Here is a 16,589-nt window from a genome sequence, read left to right as displayed (position 1 = left end):
AGCAATTCAACTCGACCCGCATAATTTGCAGGAAATCCCTGATTGCCTATTCCTTTACGAACAGGGCAAGCTTTACACTGCGAATCTGATGAACAAACTGTTCGGAAATGAAAATTTCGATTCTGTTAATGTTCATTTTCAAACCAACTCCGGCGAAGTCGATTCATTCCTGAGCCGGATGACGATAGAGCGGGATCAGCCCTGAGCGGCGCCCCAGAAAACCAGATGTGAGGATGAGAGATGGCTGCAACCTTCCCTGACGATATCGATCCGTTGGAGACGAAAGAGTGGCTGGATGCACTGCAATCGGTACTCGAAAACGAAGGTATCGAACGTGCCCAGTACCTGCTTGAGCATCTGGTCGAACGCTCCCGCGATGGTGGCGTCGATCTGACGCTGGGGTCCACCACCCCCTACGTGAATACCGTATCCCTTGACCGCCAGGCGCCGCTCGCCGGCGATCCGGCCGTGGAAGAGCGCCTGCGCAACATCGTGCGCTGGAATGCGCTGGCCACCGTGGTCAAGGCTAACAAGGGCAACGACATGGGCCTGGGCGGTCACATCGCCTCGTTCCAGTCCGCCTCCACGCTGTACGAAACCGGCTTCAACCATTTCTGGCACGCCCCGAACGACGGCCACGGCGGCGACCTGGTATACGTGCAGGGCCACTCCGCGCCCGGCATCTACTCCCGCGCCTTCCTGGAAGGCCGCCTGTCCGAAGACCAGATGGTGCACTTCCGCCAGGAAGTCGACGGCAACGGCCTGTCCTCCTACCCGCATCCGTGGCTGATGCCGAACTTCTGGCAGTTCCCGACCGTGTCGATGGGCCTGGGCCCGTTGATGTCGATCTACCAGGCGCGCTTCATGAAGTACCTGGACGACCGCGGCCTGGCCAACACCAAGAACCGCAAGGTGTGGGTGTTCTGCGGCGACGGCGAGATGGACGAGCCGGAATCGCTGGGCGCCATGGGCGTGGCCGCGCGTGAAGGCCTCGACAACCTGGTGTTCGTGATCAACTGCAACCTGCAGCGCCTGGATGGCCCGGTGCGCGGCAACGGCAAGATCATCCAGGAACTGGAAGGCGAATTCCAGGGCGCCGGCTGGAACGTGATCAAGGTGATCTGGGGCTCCAAGTGGGACGCCCTGCTGGCCAAGGACAAGACCGGCCTGTTGAAGAAGCGCATGATGGAATGCGTGGACGGCGACTACCAGACCTTCAAGTCGAAAGACGGCGCCTACGTGCGCCAGTACTTCTTCGGCAAGTACCCGGAACTGCTGGAACTGGTCGCCGACATGACCGACGACGAGATCTGGGCGCTCAACCGTGGCGGCCACGATCCGCGCAAGGTGTACGCCGCCTACCACGATGCCTGCCACAACGCCAACGGCAAGCCGACCGTGATCCTCGCCAAGACCATCAAGGGCGAGGGCATGGGGCACTCGGGTGAAGCGCAGAACACCGCGCACCAGACCAAGAAGATGGACATGGACTCCATCCGCCGCTTCCGCGACATCTACGGCATCCCGCTCAGTGACGAACAGCTGGAAAGCGTGCCGTTCTACAAGCCGGCCGACGACAGCCCGGAAATGCAGTACCTGCACGCCCGCCGCAAGGCGCTGGGCGGCTACCTGCCGGCGCGCAACCCGGTGAAGGAGCCGATGGCGATCCCGGAACTGTCCGCCTTCGACGCGCTGCTCAAGGACTCCGGCGGCCGCGAGTTCTCCACCACCATGGCCTTCGTGCGCATGCTGGGCACCCTGGTCAAGGACAAGCAGATCGGCAAGCACATCGTGCCGATCGTGCCGGACGAATCGCGCACCTTCGGTATGGAAGGCATGTTCCGTCAGCTCGGCATCTGGAACACCTGGGGCCAGAACTACGTGCCGCAGGATCACGACCAGCTGATGTTCTACAAGGAATCGAAGGAAGGTCAGATCCTGCAGGAAGGCATCAACGAGCCGGGCGCGATGAGCTCCTGGATCGCCGCCGCCACCTCGTACGCCAACCACGGCGTGCCGATGATCCCGTTCTACATCTACTACTCGATGTTCGGCTTCCAGCGCGTCGGCGACCTGGCCTGGGCCGCCGGTGACCTGCGCGCCCGCGGCTTCCTGCTGGGCGGCACCGCCGGCCGTACCACGCTGAACGGCGAGGGCCTGCAGCACGAAGACGGCCACAGCCACATCCAGGCCGGCCTGATCCCGAACTGCGTGACCTACGACCCGACCTTCGCCTACGAAGTGGCGGTGATCGTGCAGGACGGCATGCGCCGCATGTACGTCGAGCAGCAGGACGTGTTCTATTACCTGACGGTGATGAACGAGAACTACGCGCATCCGGACATGCCGGCCGGCGCCGAAGCGGGCATCCTCAAGGGCCTGTACAAGTTCAAGTCGGTCGGCGACGGCGCGCTGCGCGTCAAGCTGATGGGCTCGGGCACCATCTTCAACGAAGTGATCGCCGCAGCTGACCTGCTGGCCAGCGATTTCGGCATCGGCTCCGACATCTTCAGCGCCACCTCGTTCAACCAGCTGCGCCGCGACGGTATGGAAACCGCCCGCTGGAACCTGCTGCACCCGACCGAAGCGGCCAAGAAGCCCTACGTCACCGAGGTGCTGGAAGGCTTCGACGGCCCGACCATCGCTGCCACCGACTACATCCGCAACTACGCCGACCAAGTGCGCGAGTACGTGCCGGGCCGCTACGTGGTGCTGGGCACCGACGGCTTCGGCCGCTCGGACAGCCGCCAGAAGCTGCGCGAGTTCTTCGAGGTGAACCGCTACTACGTCGCCGTGGCCGCGCTCAAGGCGCTGGCCGACGAGGGCAAGATCGGCACCGACAAGGTGGCCGAGGCGATCGCCAAGTACGGCCTGAAAGCCGACAAGCAGCCTTCCTGGAAGGTGTAACCGGGGGAATGCACGGGGAGGGCACGGCTCTCCCCCTGCTCCGCGTACCGAATCGACGCGGGGCGTCGTGCTGACGTCCCGCCGCACTTGAGAAAGCAACCATGAGCAATCTCATCGAATTGAAAGTACCCGACATCGGCGGCCACGAGAACGTCGACGTCATCGAACTGTTCATCCAGCCCGGCGCCACCGTGGCGCTGGACGACTCGCTGATCACGCTGGAAACCGACAAGGCCACCATGGAAGTCCCGGCGAGCGCCGCCGGCGTCGTCAAGCAGGTGCTGGTCAAGGTGGGCGACAAGGTCAGCGAAGGCAGCGTGATCGCGCTGGTGGAAGCCGCCGGCGCCGCTGAAGCGGCCGCTCCGGCCGTGGCTCCGGCCCCCGCTGCCGCGCCTGCTCCGGCAGCCGCCCCCGCTCCGGCAGCCGCCCCCGCCGCGGCGCCGGCCGCCACCGGCCGCGTCGAGATCGCCGTGCCGGACATCGGCGGCCACAACGGCGTCGACGTCATCGAGGTGACGGTGAAGCCGGGCGACGTGATCGCCATCGATGATTCGCTGATCACGCTGGAAACCGACAAGGCCACCATGGAAGTGCCGGCCACCGCCGCCGGCAAGGTGCTGGAAGTGAAGGTCAAGGTGGGCGACAAGGTCAGCCAGGGCGACCTGATCGTGGTGGTGGAAGGCGCGGCTTCGGCCAACGTGGCGGCGGCTCCGGCTGCCGCTGCCGCCCCGGTTGCCGCGGCACCCGCTCCGGCCGCTGCTCCGGCTCCGGCCCCGGTGGCCGCCGCCGTGGCGCCGGCCGCCAGCGCCAAGATCGACGAGGCCGCCTTCAGCAAGGCGCACGCCGGTCCGTCGGCGCGCCGCTTCGCGCGCGAACTGGGCGTCGACCTGGGCAAGGTCCAGGGCTCCGGCCGCAAGGGCCGCATCGTCGAGGCCGACATCAAGGCCTACGTCAAGGGCGTGCTGAGCGCGCCGCCGGCCGCCGCTCCGGCCGCGGGCGGCAGCGGCGTGGGTCTCGACCTGCTGCCGTGGCCGAAGGTGGACTTCGCCAAGTTCGGCCCGATCGAAACCAAGCCGCTGAGCCGCATCCAGAAGATCTCCGGCGCCAATCTCTCGCGCAACTGGGTGATGATCCCGCACGTGACGTTCAACGACGAGTGCGACATCACCGAGCTGGAAGACTTCCGCAAGCAGATCGGCAAGGAATGGGAAAAGTCCGGCCTGAAGATCAGCCCGCTGGCCTTCATCATCAAAGCTGCCGCCGAGGCGCTGAAGGCGTTCCCGACCTTCAACAGCTCGCTTGACGGCGACAATCTGGTGCTCAAGCAGTACTACCACATCGGCTTTGCCGCCGACACGCCGAACGGCCTGGTGGTCCCGGTGATCAAGGACGTGGACCAGAAGGGCATCAAGCAGATCGCCAAGGAACTGACCGATCTGTCGCTGCTGGCACGCGAAGGCAAGCTCAAGCCGACCGACATGCAGGGTGCCACCTTCACCATCTCCAGCCTGGGCGGCATCGGCGGCACCAGCTTTACGCCGATCGTCAACGCGCCGGAAGTGGCCATCCTCGGCGTCTGCAAGAGCCAGATCAAGCCGGTGTGGAACGGCAAGGACTTCGCGCCGCGCCTGATGTGCCCGCTGAGCCTGTCGTTCGATCACCGCGTGATCGACGGCGCCGCCGCAGCGCGCTTCACCGTGTACCTGGGCAAGCTGCTGTCCGACGTGCGCCGCCTGATTCTGTAATCACGCGTAGGGCGGAAGCCCCGGCCTGCCGGGGTGTTCCGCCTGCTGTTTGCGAGCGAGCTGAATATCGGCGGAACGCCCCTGCGGGGCTTCCGCCCTACGGATGAATAGCCATGAGCAATCTGATCGAACTGAAAGTCCCGGACATTGGCGGCCACAGCAACGTGGACATCATCGAGGTGTTCGTTAAGGCCGGCGACGTGGTCGCGGTGGAAGACTCGCTGATCACGCTGGAAACCGACAAGGCCACCATGGAAGTGCCGGCCAGCCACGCCGGCAAGATCGTCGAGCTGAAGGTCGCCGTCGGCGGCAAGATCAGCGAAGGCGACGTGATCGCCATCGTCGAGGCCGCCGCTGCCACGGCCGAAGCGCCGAAGGCCGCCGCGCCGGCTCCGGCCGCTGCTCCCGCAGCGGCGGCGCCTGCCCCGCAGGCCGCCAGCCACGCCGGCGGCGCCGACATCGAATGCGACGTGCTGGTGCTGGGCGCCGGCCCGGGGGGCTACTCCGCCGCCTTCCGCGCCGCCGACCTCGGCCTCAACGTGGTGCTGGTGGAACGCTACGCCACCCTGGGCGGCGTCTGCCTGAACGTCGGCTGCATCCCGTCGAAAGCCTTGCTGCACAACGCGGCGGTGATCGACGAAGTGAAGCACCTGGCCGCCAACGGCATCAAGTTCGCCGAGCCGGAAATCGACATCGACATGCTGCGCGGCTACAAGGAAAAGGTCATCGGCAAGCTCACCGGCGGTCTCGCCGGCATGGCCAAGGCGCGCAAGGTACAAGTGGTGCGCGGTGTCGGCTCCTTCCTCGACCCGCATCACCTGCAGGTGGAAACCACCGAAGGCGCGGGCCAGGCCAAGACCGGCGCCAAGCAGACCATCAAGTTCAAGAACGCCATCATCGCTGCCGGCAGCCGCGTGGTGAACCTGCCGTTCATCCCGCAGGACCCGCGCATCGTGGATTCCACCGGCGCGCTGGAACTGAAGGCCGTGCCGAAGAAGATGCTGATCATCGGCGGCGGCATCATCGGCCTGGAAATGGGCACGGTGTACTCGACCCTGGGCGCGCGCCTGGACGTGGTCGAGATGCTGGACGGCCTGATGCAGGGCGCCGACCGCGACCTGGTCAAGGTGTGGGAGAAGATGAACGCCCACCGCTTCGACAACATCATGACCAGCACCAAGACCGTGGCGGTCGAGGCCAAGGACGACGGCATCTACGTGACGTTTGAAGGCGCCAAGGCCCCGGCCGAGCCGCAGCGCTACGACCTGGTGCTGGTGGCCGCCGGCCGCGCGCCGAACGGCAAGCTGATCGCGGCCGAAAACGCCGGTGTGGCGGTGACCGACCGCGGCTTCATCGAAGTGGACAAGCAGCAGCGCACCAACGTGCCGCACATCTACGCCATCGGCGACATCGTCGGCCAGCCGATGCTGGCGCACAAGGCGGTGCACGAGGCGCACGTGGCGGCGGAAAACTGCGCCGGCGGCAAGTCCTACTTCGACGCCCGCGTGATCCCGGGCGTGGCCTACACCGATCCGGAAGTGGCTTGGGTCGGCGTGACCGAGGAAATCGCCAAGCGCGACGGTATCAAGATCGAGAAGGCGGTGTTCCCGTGGGCCGCCTCCGGCCGCGCCATCGCCAACGGCCGTGACGAAGGCTTCACCAAGCTGATCTTCGATGCCGAAACGCATCAGGTGATCGGCGGCGCCATCGTCGGCACCCACGCCGGCGACATGCTGGGCGAAATCTGCCTGGCGATCGAAATGGGCTGCGACGCCACCGACATCGGCAAGACCATCCACGCTCACCCGACCCTGGGCGAGAGCATCGGCATGGCCGCCGAAGTGGCGCACGGCACGTGTACCGACCTGCCGCCGCAGCGCAAGAAGTAAGCGTAGCGGCAGCAAACGACAAAGCGGCGGGCAATCCCGCCGCTTTTGTTTTGGCCCGGCCGGAATGATGTGTTGAGAATCGCTCTGTGTACACGGCAAGCCCGCGCCGCCTTTGGGTTTGGGCAGATAGCCTGAAAGCGCGGGCGTAGCGGAGGGTGCAACGCATCAGGTCGACAGCGCCTTTGTTTTGGTGGCGTGCGCCGTTGGTCAGGCTCCGCCGGGGCGGCGGCGTGCCGGGAGAGGGCCCGCGTGCGCGACCGCCAGCAGGGCGATGGCGGAGAGCGTCAGGAGGGGACGCTGGTGCGGCGGAGCTGGCACAACCTGCGCTGTGCCGGCCTTGCCCAGCTGGTTTTTGCGCGTCGCCAGGCGGTGTCGCCGGGGGCTCTGTCGGGGCCGCAATGCGGCGGGGAAACCGTGGATGACCGGGCTAGGGCGCGGCGGGCGGCGTGGTTGCCGTGAAGTCGTTACTGTCGGTTTCCGGCTCGGCCCAGCCGGGGCCGAACAGTTCGATCGGGTGCTGGGTGCGGTCGGAGCCGTTGCCGCAGCGCAACTCGTCGACCGAGCAATACTTGTCGCAGCCCCAGCAGATGCGCTCGGGGTGCGCGGGATGCAAGGGAAACTTTTTTGCCATGATGAGCTACCTACACTGAAGGGGGCCGCCGTTGGGGCGGTGTCGCCATTTTCGCATCCAGCTCCGTGTTATTCCTTGATCTGGAGCAGGGTTTTCCGCCATCGACGCCCCGCCGGGGCTCGCCCCTTGCGCGGGCTTTCTTTACCATGAGGCGCATGACGTTCACCACCCATCCCCATCTGGCCGCACTGGCGCGCGCCATGCTGCTGGCCGCCGTGCTCGCTGGCGCCGCGCCGGCCTGGGCGGCGCTGCCCTACAGCGTGGCGATCGACGCGCCGGACGAGGTTGCGGTCTTGCTGCGCGAGCACCTCGATCTGGTGGCCGGCCAGAACGAGCCGGAGATGGACGAGGCGCAGCTGGAGACGCTGCGGCGCGAGGCTCCGGGGCAGGCGCAGGGCTTGCTGGAGACCGAGGGCTACTTCTCCGCCAAGGTGCGTCTCGACGAGGACAGCCACACGCCGCGCCGCTACCGCCTGGTGGTGGAACCGGGCGAGCCGGTGCTGATCGACGACGTCACGCTGCGCCTCTCCGGGCCGGTGAGGTTGGCCGAAGACTACCCGCGGCGGCTGGCGCGCGCGCTCGAGCTGTGGCCGCTGCCGACCGCGGCGCGCTTCCGCCAGGCCGAGTGGGAGAGCGGCAAGCGCGTGCTGTTGCGCCAGTTGCAGGTCGACGGCTACCCGCTGGCCAGGATTGCCACCAGCCGTGCCGACGTCGATCCCGCGACGCACCGCGCCACCTTGACGGTGGAGCTCGACAGCGGCGCGCCGGTGGCGTTCGGCGACATCGCCGTGAGCGGTCTCAAGCGCTATCCCGAGGACGTGGTCACCGGCATGGCGCGCTTCCGCCCCGGCACGCCGTACACCCTGCAGGGGCTGCTCGATTACCAGTCGGCGCTGGAGCAGTCGCCGTACTTTTCCAGCGTGGTGGTGAGCACCGACATGAGCCGCATCGCCGACGGCCGTGTCCCGGTGGACGTGGCGGTGGAGGAGCTGCCGCGCCAGAAGCTGACGCTGGGACTGACCTACGAGGCCGACGAGGGACTCGGCGCGCGTATCGGCTACGACCACTACAACCTGTTCCAGCGCGGCTACATCGGTTCGGTGCTGCTGGAGCACAAGCCGAGCGAGCAGGCGCTCAAGTTCGGCCTGAGCTTTCCGCGCCAGTCCGACGGCTACTCGCACAGCGTCAACGCCGCCTTCAAGCACAGCGACGTGCAGGGGGTGAAGACCGATGCGCTGGAGGGCGGGCTGTGGCGCATCCGCAGCAACGGCGCGATCGAATCGCGCATCGGCCTGGAGTACCTGCTGGAGCAGGAAAGCGTGGCCGACGTGCTGAACCGCGACAACAAGGCGCTGCTGGTGAGCTACGGCTGGACGCGGCGCCAGCTCGACGACGTGCGCCGTCCGCGTTCCGGCACGCTGATCGACCTGCAGCTCTCCAGCACGCTGGGCGACACGCTGTCGAGCGCCGCCTTCGTGCGCGGCTACGGCAAGCTGGTGCATTACTGGACCCCGCGCAAGGAGTGGGGCACGCTGGTCAGCCGACTGGAGCTGGGCGAAGTGTTCAGCAACAACCCCGAGCGCGTGCCGACCTCGCGCCTGTTCCGCACCGGCGGCGCCACCAGCGTGCGCGGCTACGACTACCTCGGCCTGGGCCTGCCCGGGCCGGACGGCTCGGTGCTGGGCGGGCGGGTGATGGCGGTGGGGAGCCTGGAATATCAGATCCCGGTCAGCCGCGACTGGTCCGTGGCGCTGTTCCACGACGCCGGCAACGCCGCCGACCGCTGGCAGGATTTTTCGCTGCAGCACAGCAACGGCGTCGGCCTGCGCTGGATGAGCCCGGTGGCTCCGCTGGCGCTGGATATCGCCAAGGCGCAGAAAGACGGCGGCATCCGCTGGTATCTGAGCCTGGGGCTGGCCTTCTGAGAACCTGCTCATGATCTTGCTGAGCGATCCCTGATCGGGGCTCATGCGTTGCGCGAAATCCTCATGTACTGTGTGTACATTCCGGTTCCTGTGCTGCTCTTCACCCCGCTGAGGGCCGCTCGCGACAGATCCTGAGCAGGTTCTGAGGGCGGGTGAATAAATCTACTGCGCCCCTCCAGGCTGCTCCTTTGATGCTCGCCGCACCACGTGTACGGCTGAGCCTTTCGATCTTTTTTCAGGGTCGCATCAGCCTGGAGCCGCGGCTTATGACCGCAGGGAATCCCTGTGGGACGATTTCTTCTGCAAGCTCCAGGGACAAATGCTGAAACGTTTCGAAACCACACCATGACGCAAGCGCATCTCGATTCTCCTGACGACGCTCCGGTTTCGGCCAACCCGCCGCCGCACCGCGGCGGGCGGCCGCTGCGCTGGCTGGCGGGCGGCGTGTTGGCGCTGCTGCTGGCGCTGGCGGCGCTGGCCGGCTGGGGCACGGCCAGCGAGCAGGGTTTTGCCTGGGCCTGGCGCACCGCCGCCGAGCTCAGCCACGGCCGGCTCGGCGTGGGCGCGGTGCGCGGCACGCTGTGGCAGGGCTTCGAGCTGCAGCGCGTGCGCTGGCAGAGCCCGGCGCAGCGGCTCGAGGTGGAGCGGCTGCGCCTCGACTGGCAGCCCTCGGCGTTGTGGCGGCGCACGCTGCACCTGACGCGGCTGGAGCTGGGGAATGTGCGGCTGACCAGCCTGGCCGCCGCGCCGTCCGCGCCGCCGCAACTGCCGGCGTCGCTGGCCCTGCCGCTGACGGTGGTGCTGGACCGCTTCTCGCTCGCCAGCCTGACACTGCAGCCGGGCGACGTGCGCCTGTACGACGTCGCCGGCGCCTACCGTTACCAGGGGGGGCGGCACCAGGTGCAACTGGCGCGGCTGAACTCGCCGTGGGGCGGCGGCGGCGCGGCGCTGACGCTGGCCGATGCCCGCCCGTTTGCGCTCTCCGGCACGCTGGCGGCGCGCGGCACGCTGGAGCAGGTGGCGATCAAGGCCGACCTTGCCCTGGCGGGCAGCCTGGCCGATCTGCAGGCCCGCGGCACCGTTGCCGGACGCGGGCTGCTGGCCGAAGTGTCCGGACGCTTCGATCCGTTCGCCGCGTCGGCGCTGAACCGTTTCCGCCGCCTCGACGTGCGCGTCGGCGGCGTCAATCCCCAGGCGCTGCAGCCATCCTGGCCCAAGGCGCGGCTCAACTTCGCGGTGCACGCCGAGCCGGCCGCCGGCGCCACGGTGGCGGGCGGGCTGTCGCTGGTCAACAGCGAGGTCGGCGCGCTGTCCGCCGGGCAGCTGCCGCTGGCCTTCCTCGCCGGCGAGTTCCGCGTGCGCGACGAACGCCTGACGCTGAACGCGCTGCAGGCGCAGCTGGCCGGCGGCGGCCGGGTGGCGCTGGGCGGGACCCTCGACGCGCAGGCGCTGGCGCTCACGGCGCGGCTGCAGGACGTGGCGCTGCGCGCTCTGCACGCCAGCGCGCCGGACCAGACCGTGGGTGGCACGCTGACCTTGGGCGGGACCCCGGCGCAGCCGACGCTGAGCGCGGCGCTGCAGAGCCGGCAGCTGGCGCTGGAGGCGCGCCTGGCACGGGAGCAGGGGGCGGCCCAGGCGCTGCGGCTGGAGCGTCTGCAACTGACCGCCGGCGGCGGACGGCTGGCCCTGAGTGGCCGCGTCGAGCTGCAGCAGGCGCGCCGCTTCGAACTGTCCGGGGCACTGGAAAAGGCCGATCCGGCACGCTTTCTCAAGGGGGCGCCGGCCGGCGACCTCAACGCCCGGCTGACGGCGCGCGGACAGCTGGCGGCCCCGCTCGCCGCCACGGTGCGGCTGCAGTTCGCCCCGAGCCGGCTCTCCGGCGCGCCGCTCGGCGGCCGCGCCGAGCTGGACCTGCAGCCGGGCCGTCTCAAGCGTCTCGACGCCGACCTGCGCCTGGCGGACAACCGCCTGCAGGCCGCCGGCGCCTACGGCGCGGCGGGCGACCGGCTGAAACTGCTGATCGATGCCCCCAACCTGCGCTTGTTGGGGCCGGGCTTCGCCGGCCGCATCGGCGGCCAGCTCGATCTCGCCGGCACGCCCAAATTGCCGCTGCTGTCGGCCAACCTCAAGGCGGAACGGCTGGCGCTGCCGGGCGGCGTCGGCGTCGAGGCGCTGACGCTGGCGGGCGAACTGCAGGCCGATGCCGCCAGCCCGTTCCGCGTGCAGCTCGCCGCCCAGCAGCTGCGGCTGGGCGAGTTCGGCGCCAGCACGTTGCGCCTCAACGCCGTCGGCCAGCGCAACCGCCACCGTATCGAGCTGGATGGCCGGCTCAACCTCAAGCAGCGTCCCTATGCCCTGGCGCTGCGTGCCAACGGCGGCCTGGCGGCGGGTTCCACGCAATGGCAGGGCACGCTGGAGACGCTGCAGCTGGCCGGCCAGCCCGGCCTGACGCTGCTCGCCCCGGCCAGCTTGAGCGTGGGGCCGCAGCGGCTGGAGCTGGGCGCGGCACGGCTGGCCATGCTGGGGGGGCAGGTCGAACTGCAGCAGCTGCGCCGCGATGCCAGCGGCCTGGTGAACACGCGCGGCCGGGCGGCCGGTCTCCGCCTCGCCGAACTGGCGCCGCTGCTGGCGCTGCCGGTGCAGCAGACACTGGTGGTGTCCGGCGACTGGGCGTTGTCCGGGCGCGGCGTGCCACAGGGCCAGCTCAACCTGCAACGTGTCGGCGGCGACGTCTGGCTGCCCGGCAGCAACGGCCGCCCGCTGGCGCTGGAGCTCGGCACCAGCCGGCTTGGGCTGCGCCTCGACGCCAACCGCGCCCTGCTCGAGCTGCAGCTGCAGAGCCGCTACCTCAACGCCAGCGGCAACGGCGCGCTGCCGCTGGCGGGCGGTATCGACGGCCGCACCCCGCTCGCCGCCACCCTGCAGCTCGAGGTGCCGGCGCTGAAGGCGCTGGCCGGACCGGGCCTGGAGCTGGGCGGGCAGCTCGCGGCCAACGTTACTCTGAGCGGCCCGCTTGCTGCGCCGCTGGCCTACGGCCGCCTCGACGGCAAGGGGCTGCTGTTCGCCGACCGCAAGACCGGGCTGAGGTTGGCCGAAGGCGTGCTGGAGGCGCGCCTGGACGGGCGCCGCCTGCTGCTTGACCGGCTGCGCTTCGCCAGCGGCGAGGGCGAGGCACTGGCGAGCGGCGCGCTGGATCTCAAGGACCGCGGTCCCGACGCCACGGTGCAGTTGAGCCTGAAGCGCTTCAGCGTGTTCGACCGTCCCAATCGCCGGCTGGTGGTCTCCGGCGACAGCGACATCCTGTTCGTCGACAACAAGCTCACGCTGAGCGGACGCCTGCGCGCCGACCAGGGGCGGGTGGAATTGCCCAAGCAGGGCACGCCGCAGCTGTCCGACGACGTGCATGTGGTCGGGCGCGAGGCGCCGCCGCCGTCGGCGCTGGCGACGCTGCCGGTGACGGTGCGCCTCGACCTCGATCTGGGCGAGCGCTTCCGTTTCACCGGGCAGGGGCTGGACGTGGAATTGAGCGGGGTGGTGCACGTCAGCGCCGCGCCTGGCGAGGCGCCGGCGGCGCGCGGCCAGGTGCGCGTGGTGAAGGGACGCTACAAGGCCTACGGGCAGGACCTCGACATCGAATACGGCACCATCACCTTCACCGGCTCGCTCGACAACCCGGCGCTCAACGTGCGTGCCAAGCGTCGCCTGTCGCCGGTCGGGGCCGGGGTGGAAGTGGGCGGCAGCGTCGCCGCGCCGAGCGTGCGCCTGATCGCCGACGAGGCGCTGTCGGAACGCGACAAGCTGTCCTGGCTGGTGCTCGGGCGCGCCTCGGTGGGCGGCAGCGACGACGCCTCGCTGGCCGCCGCCGCCGGGGCGCTGCTGGCCGGGACCATCAACGACCGCATCGGCCTGTTCGACGACCTCGGCCTGGTCAACCAGCAAGGCAAGACCCTGGCCGACGGCACGGTGAGCCCGGCGGAGCAGGTGGTGACGGTGGGGCGGCAGCTGACGCGCACGCTCTACCTCGGCTACGAATACGGCATCGCCAGCGCCAGCCAGGCGCTCAAGATGTCCTACCAGTTGTCCAAAGGCTGGTCGCTGGTGCTGCGCGCCGGCACCACCGCCTCGCTGGAGACGCGTTACACGCTACGCTTCGATTGAGCCTTTCATTACTCGGCGGTGCCTTTGCCTCTTGAGCGCCGGCAGTAATTCGCTCAGCGATACGGAATCCGTATCTACCGTATGTACCTTCCGGTTCCGGTGCGCTGGCGGTGCTCAACCTGCTTTGGCTCGCTCGACTACTGAAATGGCTCCAGGCCGCGGCTGGTGGCCAGCAGCGCCGTCAGCTCGGCGGCGTTTTGCGGCCGCCCGGTGAGGTAGCCCTGCACCACGTCGCAGCCGGCTTGGGCCAGGAAGTCGAGCTGTTCCTCGCTTTCCACGCCTTCCGCCAGGGTCTGCATGCCGAGCGCCTCGGCCAGCTGCACGATGGCGCTGACGATGGCGGCGTCGTCGCGGTTGTGCGGCAGGTTCATCACGAAGGCGCGGTCGATCTTGATCAGGTCGGGCGAGAAGCGCTTGAGGTAGGTCAGGCTGGAATAGCCGGTGCCGAAATCGTCCACCGCCAGGTGGATGCCCCGTTCCTTGAAGGCCTGCAGGTGGCGCACCGCCTGCTCGGCGTCCTCCATCAACGTGCTCTCGGTCACTTCCAGCTCCAGCCAGCAGCTGGGCAGCCGGTGGCGCGCCAGCGCCGCCTCGACTTCGGCGAGCCAATCCGGCTGGCCCAGCTGCCGGGCCGAGACGTTCACCGCCACCCGCAGCGGAGTGCCGGCGGCAAGCCAGGCGGCGGCCTGGCGGCAGGCCTCGTCCAGCACCCAGCGCCCGATCTCCACGATCAGGCCGGTCTCTTCCGCCAGCGGGATGAAGCGCGCCGGCGAGATCAGCCCCTGCTCCGGGTGTTGCCAGCGCAGCAGCGCCTCGCAGCCGACCAGGCGCCGGCGGTCGATGGCGAACTGCGGCTGGTACACCAGGTGCAGCTGTTGCCGTTCCAGTGCCTGGCGCAGGTGGTTTTCCAGCGTCAGCCGCTCCGCCACCTGGGCGTTCAGCTCCGGGGTGAAGAACTGGTAACGGCCCCGACCCTGCGCCTTGGCGTGGTACATCGCCAGGTCGGCGCTGACCAGCAGCTCCTGCAGCTGGCTGCCGTTGTCGGGGTAGAGACTGATACCGATGCTGGTGCTGATCGCCAGCGCCTGCCCGTCGATCTGGAACGGCCGGCGCAGGTCGTCGAGCAGGCGTTGCGCCAGTTGCGCCGCCTCGGCCGGGGAGGCCAGCTCGGGCAGGATCAGCACGAACTCGTCGCCGCCATTGCGGCCCACGGTGTCGCTGCCGCGTACCGTGTGCTGCAGGCGCTGCGCCACCTGCTTGAGCAGCTCGTCGCCGTGGGCGTGGCCCAAGGTGTCGTTGATGTTCTTGAAGTGGTCGAGGTCGAGGAACAGCACGGCGAGCCGGTTCTTCTGGCGCGCGGCGGCGCGGATGGCCTGCGCCAGCCGGTCGTGGATCAGCGCGCGGTTGGGCAGGTCGGTGAGGAAGTCGTGCTCGGCCATATGGCGGATGTGGGCTTCCTGTTCCTTGCGCTCGCTGATATCGGAGAACAGCGCCACGTGGTGGCTGACCTGTCCCGCCTCGTCACGGAGCAGCGAAATGCTCAGCCATTCCGGGTAGATGGTGCCGTCCTTGCGCCGGTTCCAGATTTCCCCGGCCCAGTGGCCGCGCTGCGCCAGCTGCTGCCACATCTTCTGGTAGAAGGCGGGCGGCTGACGCCCGGACGACAGCAGCGACGGCTGCCGGCCGATCGCCTCCTGCTCCGAGTAGCCGGTGATGTCGGTGAAGGCGCGGTTCACCATGACGATGTGGTTGCTGGCGTCGCTGATCACGATGGCCTGGCTGCTGGTGTCGAATATCTTGGCGGCCAGCCGCCGCTGCTGCTCCGCCTGCTGACGCCGGCTCATGTCGCGCGCCCGCAGCGAGCGGTAGGCGTGCTCCTGGTACTGCATGCTGGTGAGGCTGACTTCGAACGGCACGTCGTCCAGCACGGTTTCGTAGGTCAGCGGCAGCGGCTGATCCGACGGCGGCAGTAGCGCGGCGAGGCGTTGCCCGCGTTGGGCCGGATCGTCGCCCAGCAAGGCGGCCGCAGCGGCGTTGAGGTAGCGCGGCGCGCCGTCCTCGTCGAGCAGCAGCACCACGTCGCTGGCATGGTCCACCATGAAGCGCGACAGCTGCAGGTCGCGCGAGCGCTCGCCCAGTTCCTCCAGGCTGCGTTCCTGGTCGCGGTGATAGTGCGCGATCAGCCCCTTGATCCAGCGGTTCAGCCACCACGAGAACAACATCGCGCTGAAGAGCGCCAGCAGCGTGATCAGCCCGGTGGCGCTGATTTTGTCGGCCAGCTCGCGCCGCAGCGACTGCTGCCGGCTCAGGCGCTCGGCCTGCATGCGTTCGGACAGCGAGGCGGTGCTGATCAGCGTCCAGCCCCAGCCCGGCAGGTGCAGGGCGTAGGCCGGCTGGCTCTGCGGCTCGGCCGAGCCCGTGCCCGGCAGCATGATCGAAGTGCTCGCGGTGCGGGGACCGTGTTCCAGGATGCGGGCCAGCGAGTGGGCGATGGCGGCAGGCAACTGGCGGTAGTCGCGCCCCTGCCATTGCGGCTGGCCGGGGAACAGCAGCACCCGGCCGGCGGCGTCGAGGATCAGCAGCTGGTCGTTGCGGTCGCGCACGCTGCCGCCGAGCACGGTCAGGCCCTGTCGTTGCATGTCCTGGTCCACGCTGGCGATGTATTCGCCGGCGCCGATCAGCCAGCCGAAGCGCTCGAAGCGCCGCGCGTAGGCGATCTTGTCGGCCATCTCGGTGCTGCCCGGCGCGAACCAGCGATAGCGCGTGAACCCGGCGCCGGACGGCTGCTTCACCACGCGCAGCAGGTTCTGCATGATGTAGGTGCCCCGGTCGTCGCGGTTGTCGAGCAGCGAGCGGCCTTCCCGTTCCGGCGCCGTCGGCAGCAGCACGCAGCGTCCGTCCAGGGTGTCGATGAAGATATAGCCGCGGCCGTTGAAGAAGCGCAGCGGGCGCAGCGTCTCGCGAATCAGGGCGCGCAGCTGGTCGGGCGGCAGCCGGTCGTGCTGCTGTTGCCAGAGGCTCTCGGCGAGGGTGTAGGCCTGGTCGACCTGCTGGCGCAGGCGGCGTTCCAGCGTGCTTTCGGTCTGATGGCGCAGCGACTCCAGCAGCCCGGCCGCCTGCTCGCCGTGAGCGCGCAGGTCGGCCTCGACGTCCTTCAGGACTTCCTGCTCCTGCTTCTGCTGGGCGCGGGCGAAATCCTGCTCCTGGCTGTACAGGAAATAGCCGGTCAGGCTGCCTGCCAGCAGGAAGACGATGAGCAGTGTGCCGGCCAGCTGCAAGTGCGCCAGCCGCTCCTGGGTAAGCTGCATGGGGAAAAACCGGTGGGGGGGTGCCG

The 16,589-nt window shown here is 68.7% G+C and carries 7 protein-coding genes; 5 read left to right on the top strand and 2 right to left on the bottom strand.

Annotation, left to right across the window (positions count from 1 at the left end; translation table 11 throughout):
- Positions 1–240: 240 nt before the first annotated feature.
- The 3 genes from aceE (at position 241) to lpdA (ending at position 6,541) form a co-directional block, all read left to right on the top strand.
- Complete coding sequence (aceE, locus tag B9N72_RS13705) at positions 241–2,907, top strand: pyruvate dehydrogenase (acetyl-transferring), homodimeric type (RefSeq protein WP_085276874.1); 2,667 nt, start codon at positions 241–243, stop codon at positions 2,905–2,907.
- Between the two features lie 101 nt (positions 2,908–3,008).
- Positions 3,009–4,652, top strand: a complete 1,644-nt coding sequence (gene aceF / locus B9N72_RS13700) for a dihydrolipoyllysine-residue acetyltransferase (RefSeq protein WP_085276873.1) — start codon at positions 3,009–3,011, stop codon at positions 4,650–4,652.
- Positions 4,653–4,765: 113 nt separating this feature from the next.
- Complete coding sequence (gene lpdA, locus B9N72_RS13695) at positions 4,766–6,541, top strand: dihydrolipoyl dehydrogenase (RefSeq protein WP_085276872.1); 1,776 nt, start codon at positions 4,766–4,768, stop codon at positions 6,539–6,541.
- Positions 6,542–6,968: 427 nt separating this feature from the next.
- On the opposite strand, the gene B9N72_RS13690 is transcribed toward lpdA, so the two are convergent.
- Positions 6,969–7,172 carry a DUF3079 domain-containing protein gene (locus B9N72_RS13690; protein ID WP_014088666.1) on the bottom strand — a complete coding sequence of 68 codons (204 nt, stop codon included), beginning with the start codon at positions 7,170–7,172 and terminating at the stop codon, positions 6,969–6,971.
- A gap of 155 nt (positions 7,173–7,327) precedes the next feature.
- Between B9N72_RS13690 and B9N72_RS13685 the strand changes: the two genes are divergently transcribed.
- Both B9N72_RS13685 and B9N72_RS13680 read left to right on the top strand, forming a co-directional pair.
- Entirely contained in the window at positions 7,328–9,097 is a 1,770-nt protein-coding gene (locus B9N72_RS13685) for an autotransporter assembly complex protein TamA (RefSeq protein ID WP_085276871.1), read from the top strand.
- A gap of 345 nt (positions 9,098–9,442) precedes the next feature.
- Positions 9,443–13,255: a translocation/assembly module TamB domain-containing protein gene (locus tag B9N72_RS13680; RefSeq protein WP_085276870.1), complete on the top strand. Its 3,813-nt coding sequence runs from the start codon at positions 9,443–9,445 to the stop codon at positions 13,253–13,255.
- Between the two features lie 137 nt (positions 13,256–13,392).
- On the opposite strand, the gene B9N72_RS13675 is transcribed toward B9N72_RS13680, so the two are convergent.
- A complete protein-coding gene (locus B9N72_RS13675) occupies positions 13,393–16,563 on the bottom strand; it encodes a bifunctional diguanylate cyclase/phosphodiesterase (RefSeq protein ID WP_085276869.1) in 3,171 nt (1,056 codons plus the stop codon).
- Between the last annotated feature and the right edge of the window lie 26 nt (positions 16,564–16,589).

Origin of the sequence: Pseudogulbenkiania subflava DSM 22618, assembly GCF_900177275.1 — a bacterium.
GTDB lineage: Bacteria > Pseudomonadota > Gammaproteobacteria > Burkholderiales > Chromobacteriaceae > Pseudogulbenkiania > Pseudogulbenkiania subflava.
The sequence above is the reverse complement of the archived record's forward strand: the minus strand, read 5'-3'. Positions and strand labels throughout refer to the sequence as shown.

What these genes read in the sequence shown, in the direction of transcription:
- B9N72_RS13690 (WP_014088666.1), bottom strand. Translation starts at nt 7,172, where the DNA reads ATGGCAAAAAAGTTTCCCTTGCATCCCGCGCACCCCGAGCGCATCTGC.
- B9N72_RS13685 (WP_085276871.1), top strand. Translation starts at nt 7,328, where the DNA reads ATGACGTTCACCACCCATCCCCATCTGGCCGCACTGGCGCGCGCCATG.
- aceF (WP_085276873.1), top strand. Translation starts at nt 3,009, where the DNA reads ATGAGCAATCTCATCGAATTGAAAGTACCCGACATCGGCGGCCACGAG.
- lpdA (WP_085276872.1), top strand. Translation starts at nt 4,766, where the DNA reads ATGAGCAATCTGATCGAACTGAAAGTCCCGGACATTGGCGGCCACAGC.
- aceE (WP_085276874.1), top strand. Translation starts at nt 241, where the DNA reads ATGGCTGCAACCTTCCCTGACGATATCGATCCGTTGGAGACGAAAGAG.
- B9N72_RS13680 (WP_085276870.1), top strand. Translation starts at nt 9,443, where the DNA reads ATGACGCAAGCGCATCTCGATTCTCCTGACGACGCTCCGGTTTCGGCC.
- B9N72_RS13675 (WP_085276869.1), bottom strand. Translation starts at nt 16,563, where the DNA reads ATGCAGCTTACCCAGGAGCGGCTGGCGCACTTGCAGCTGGCCGGCACA.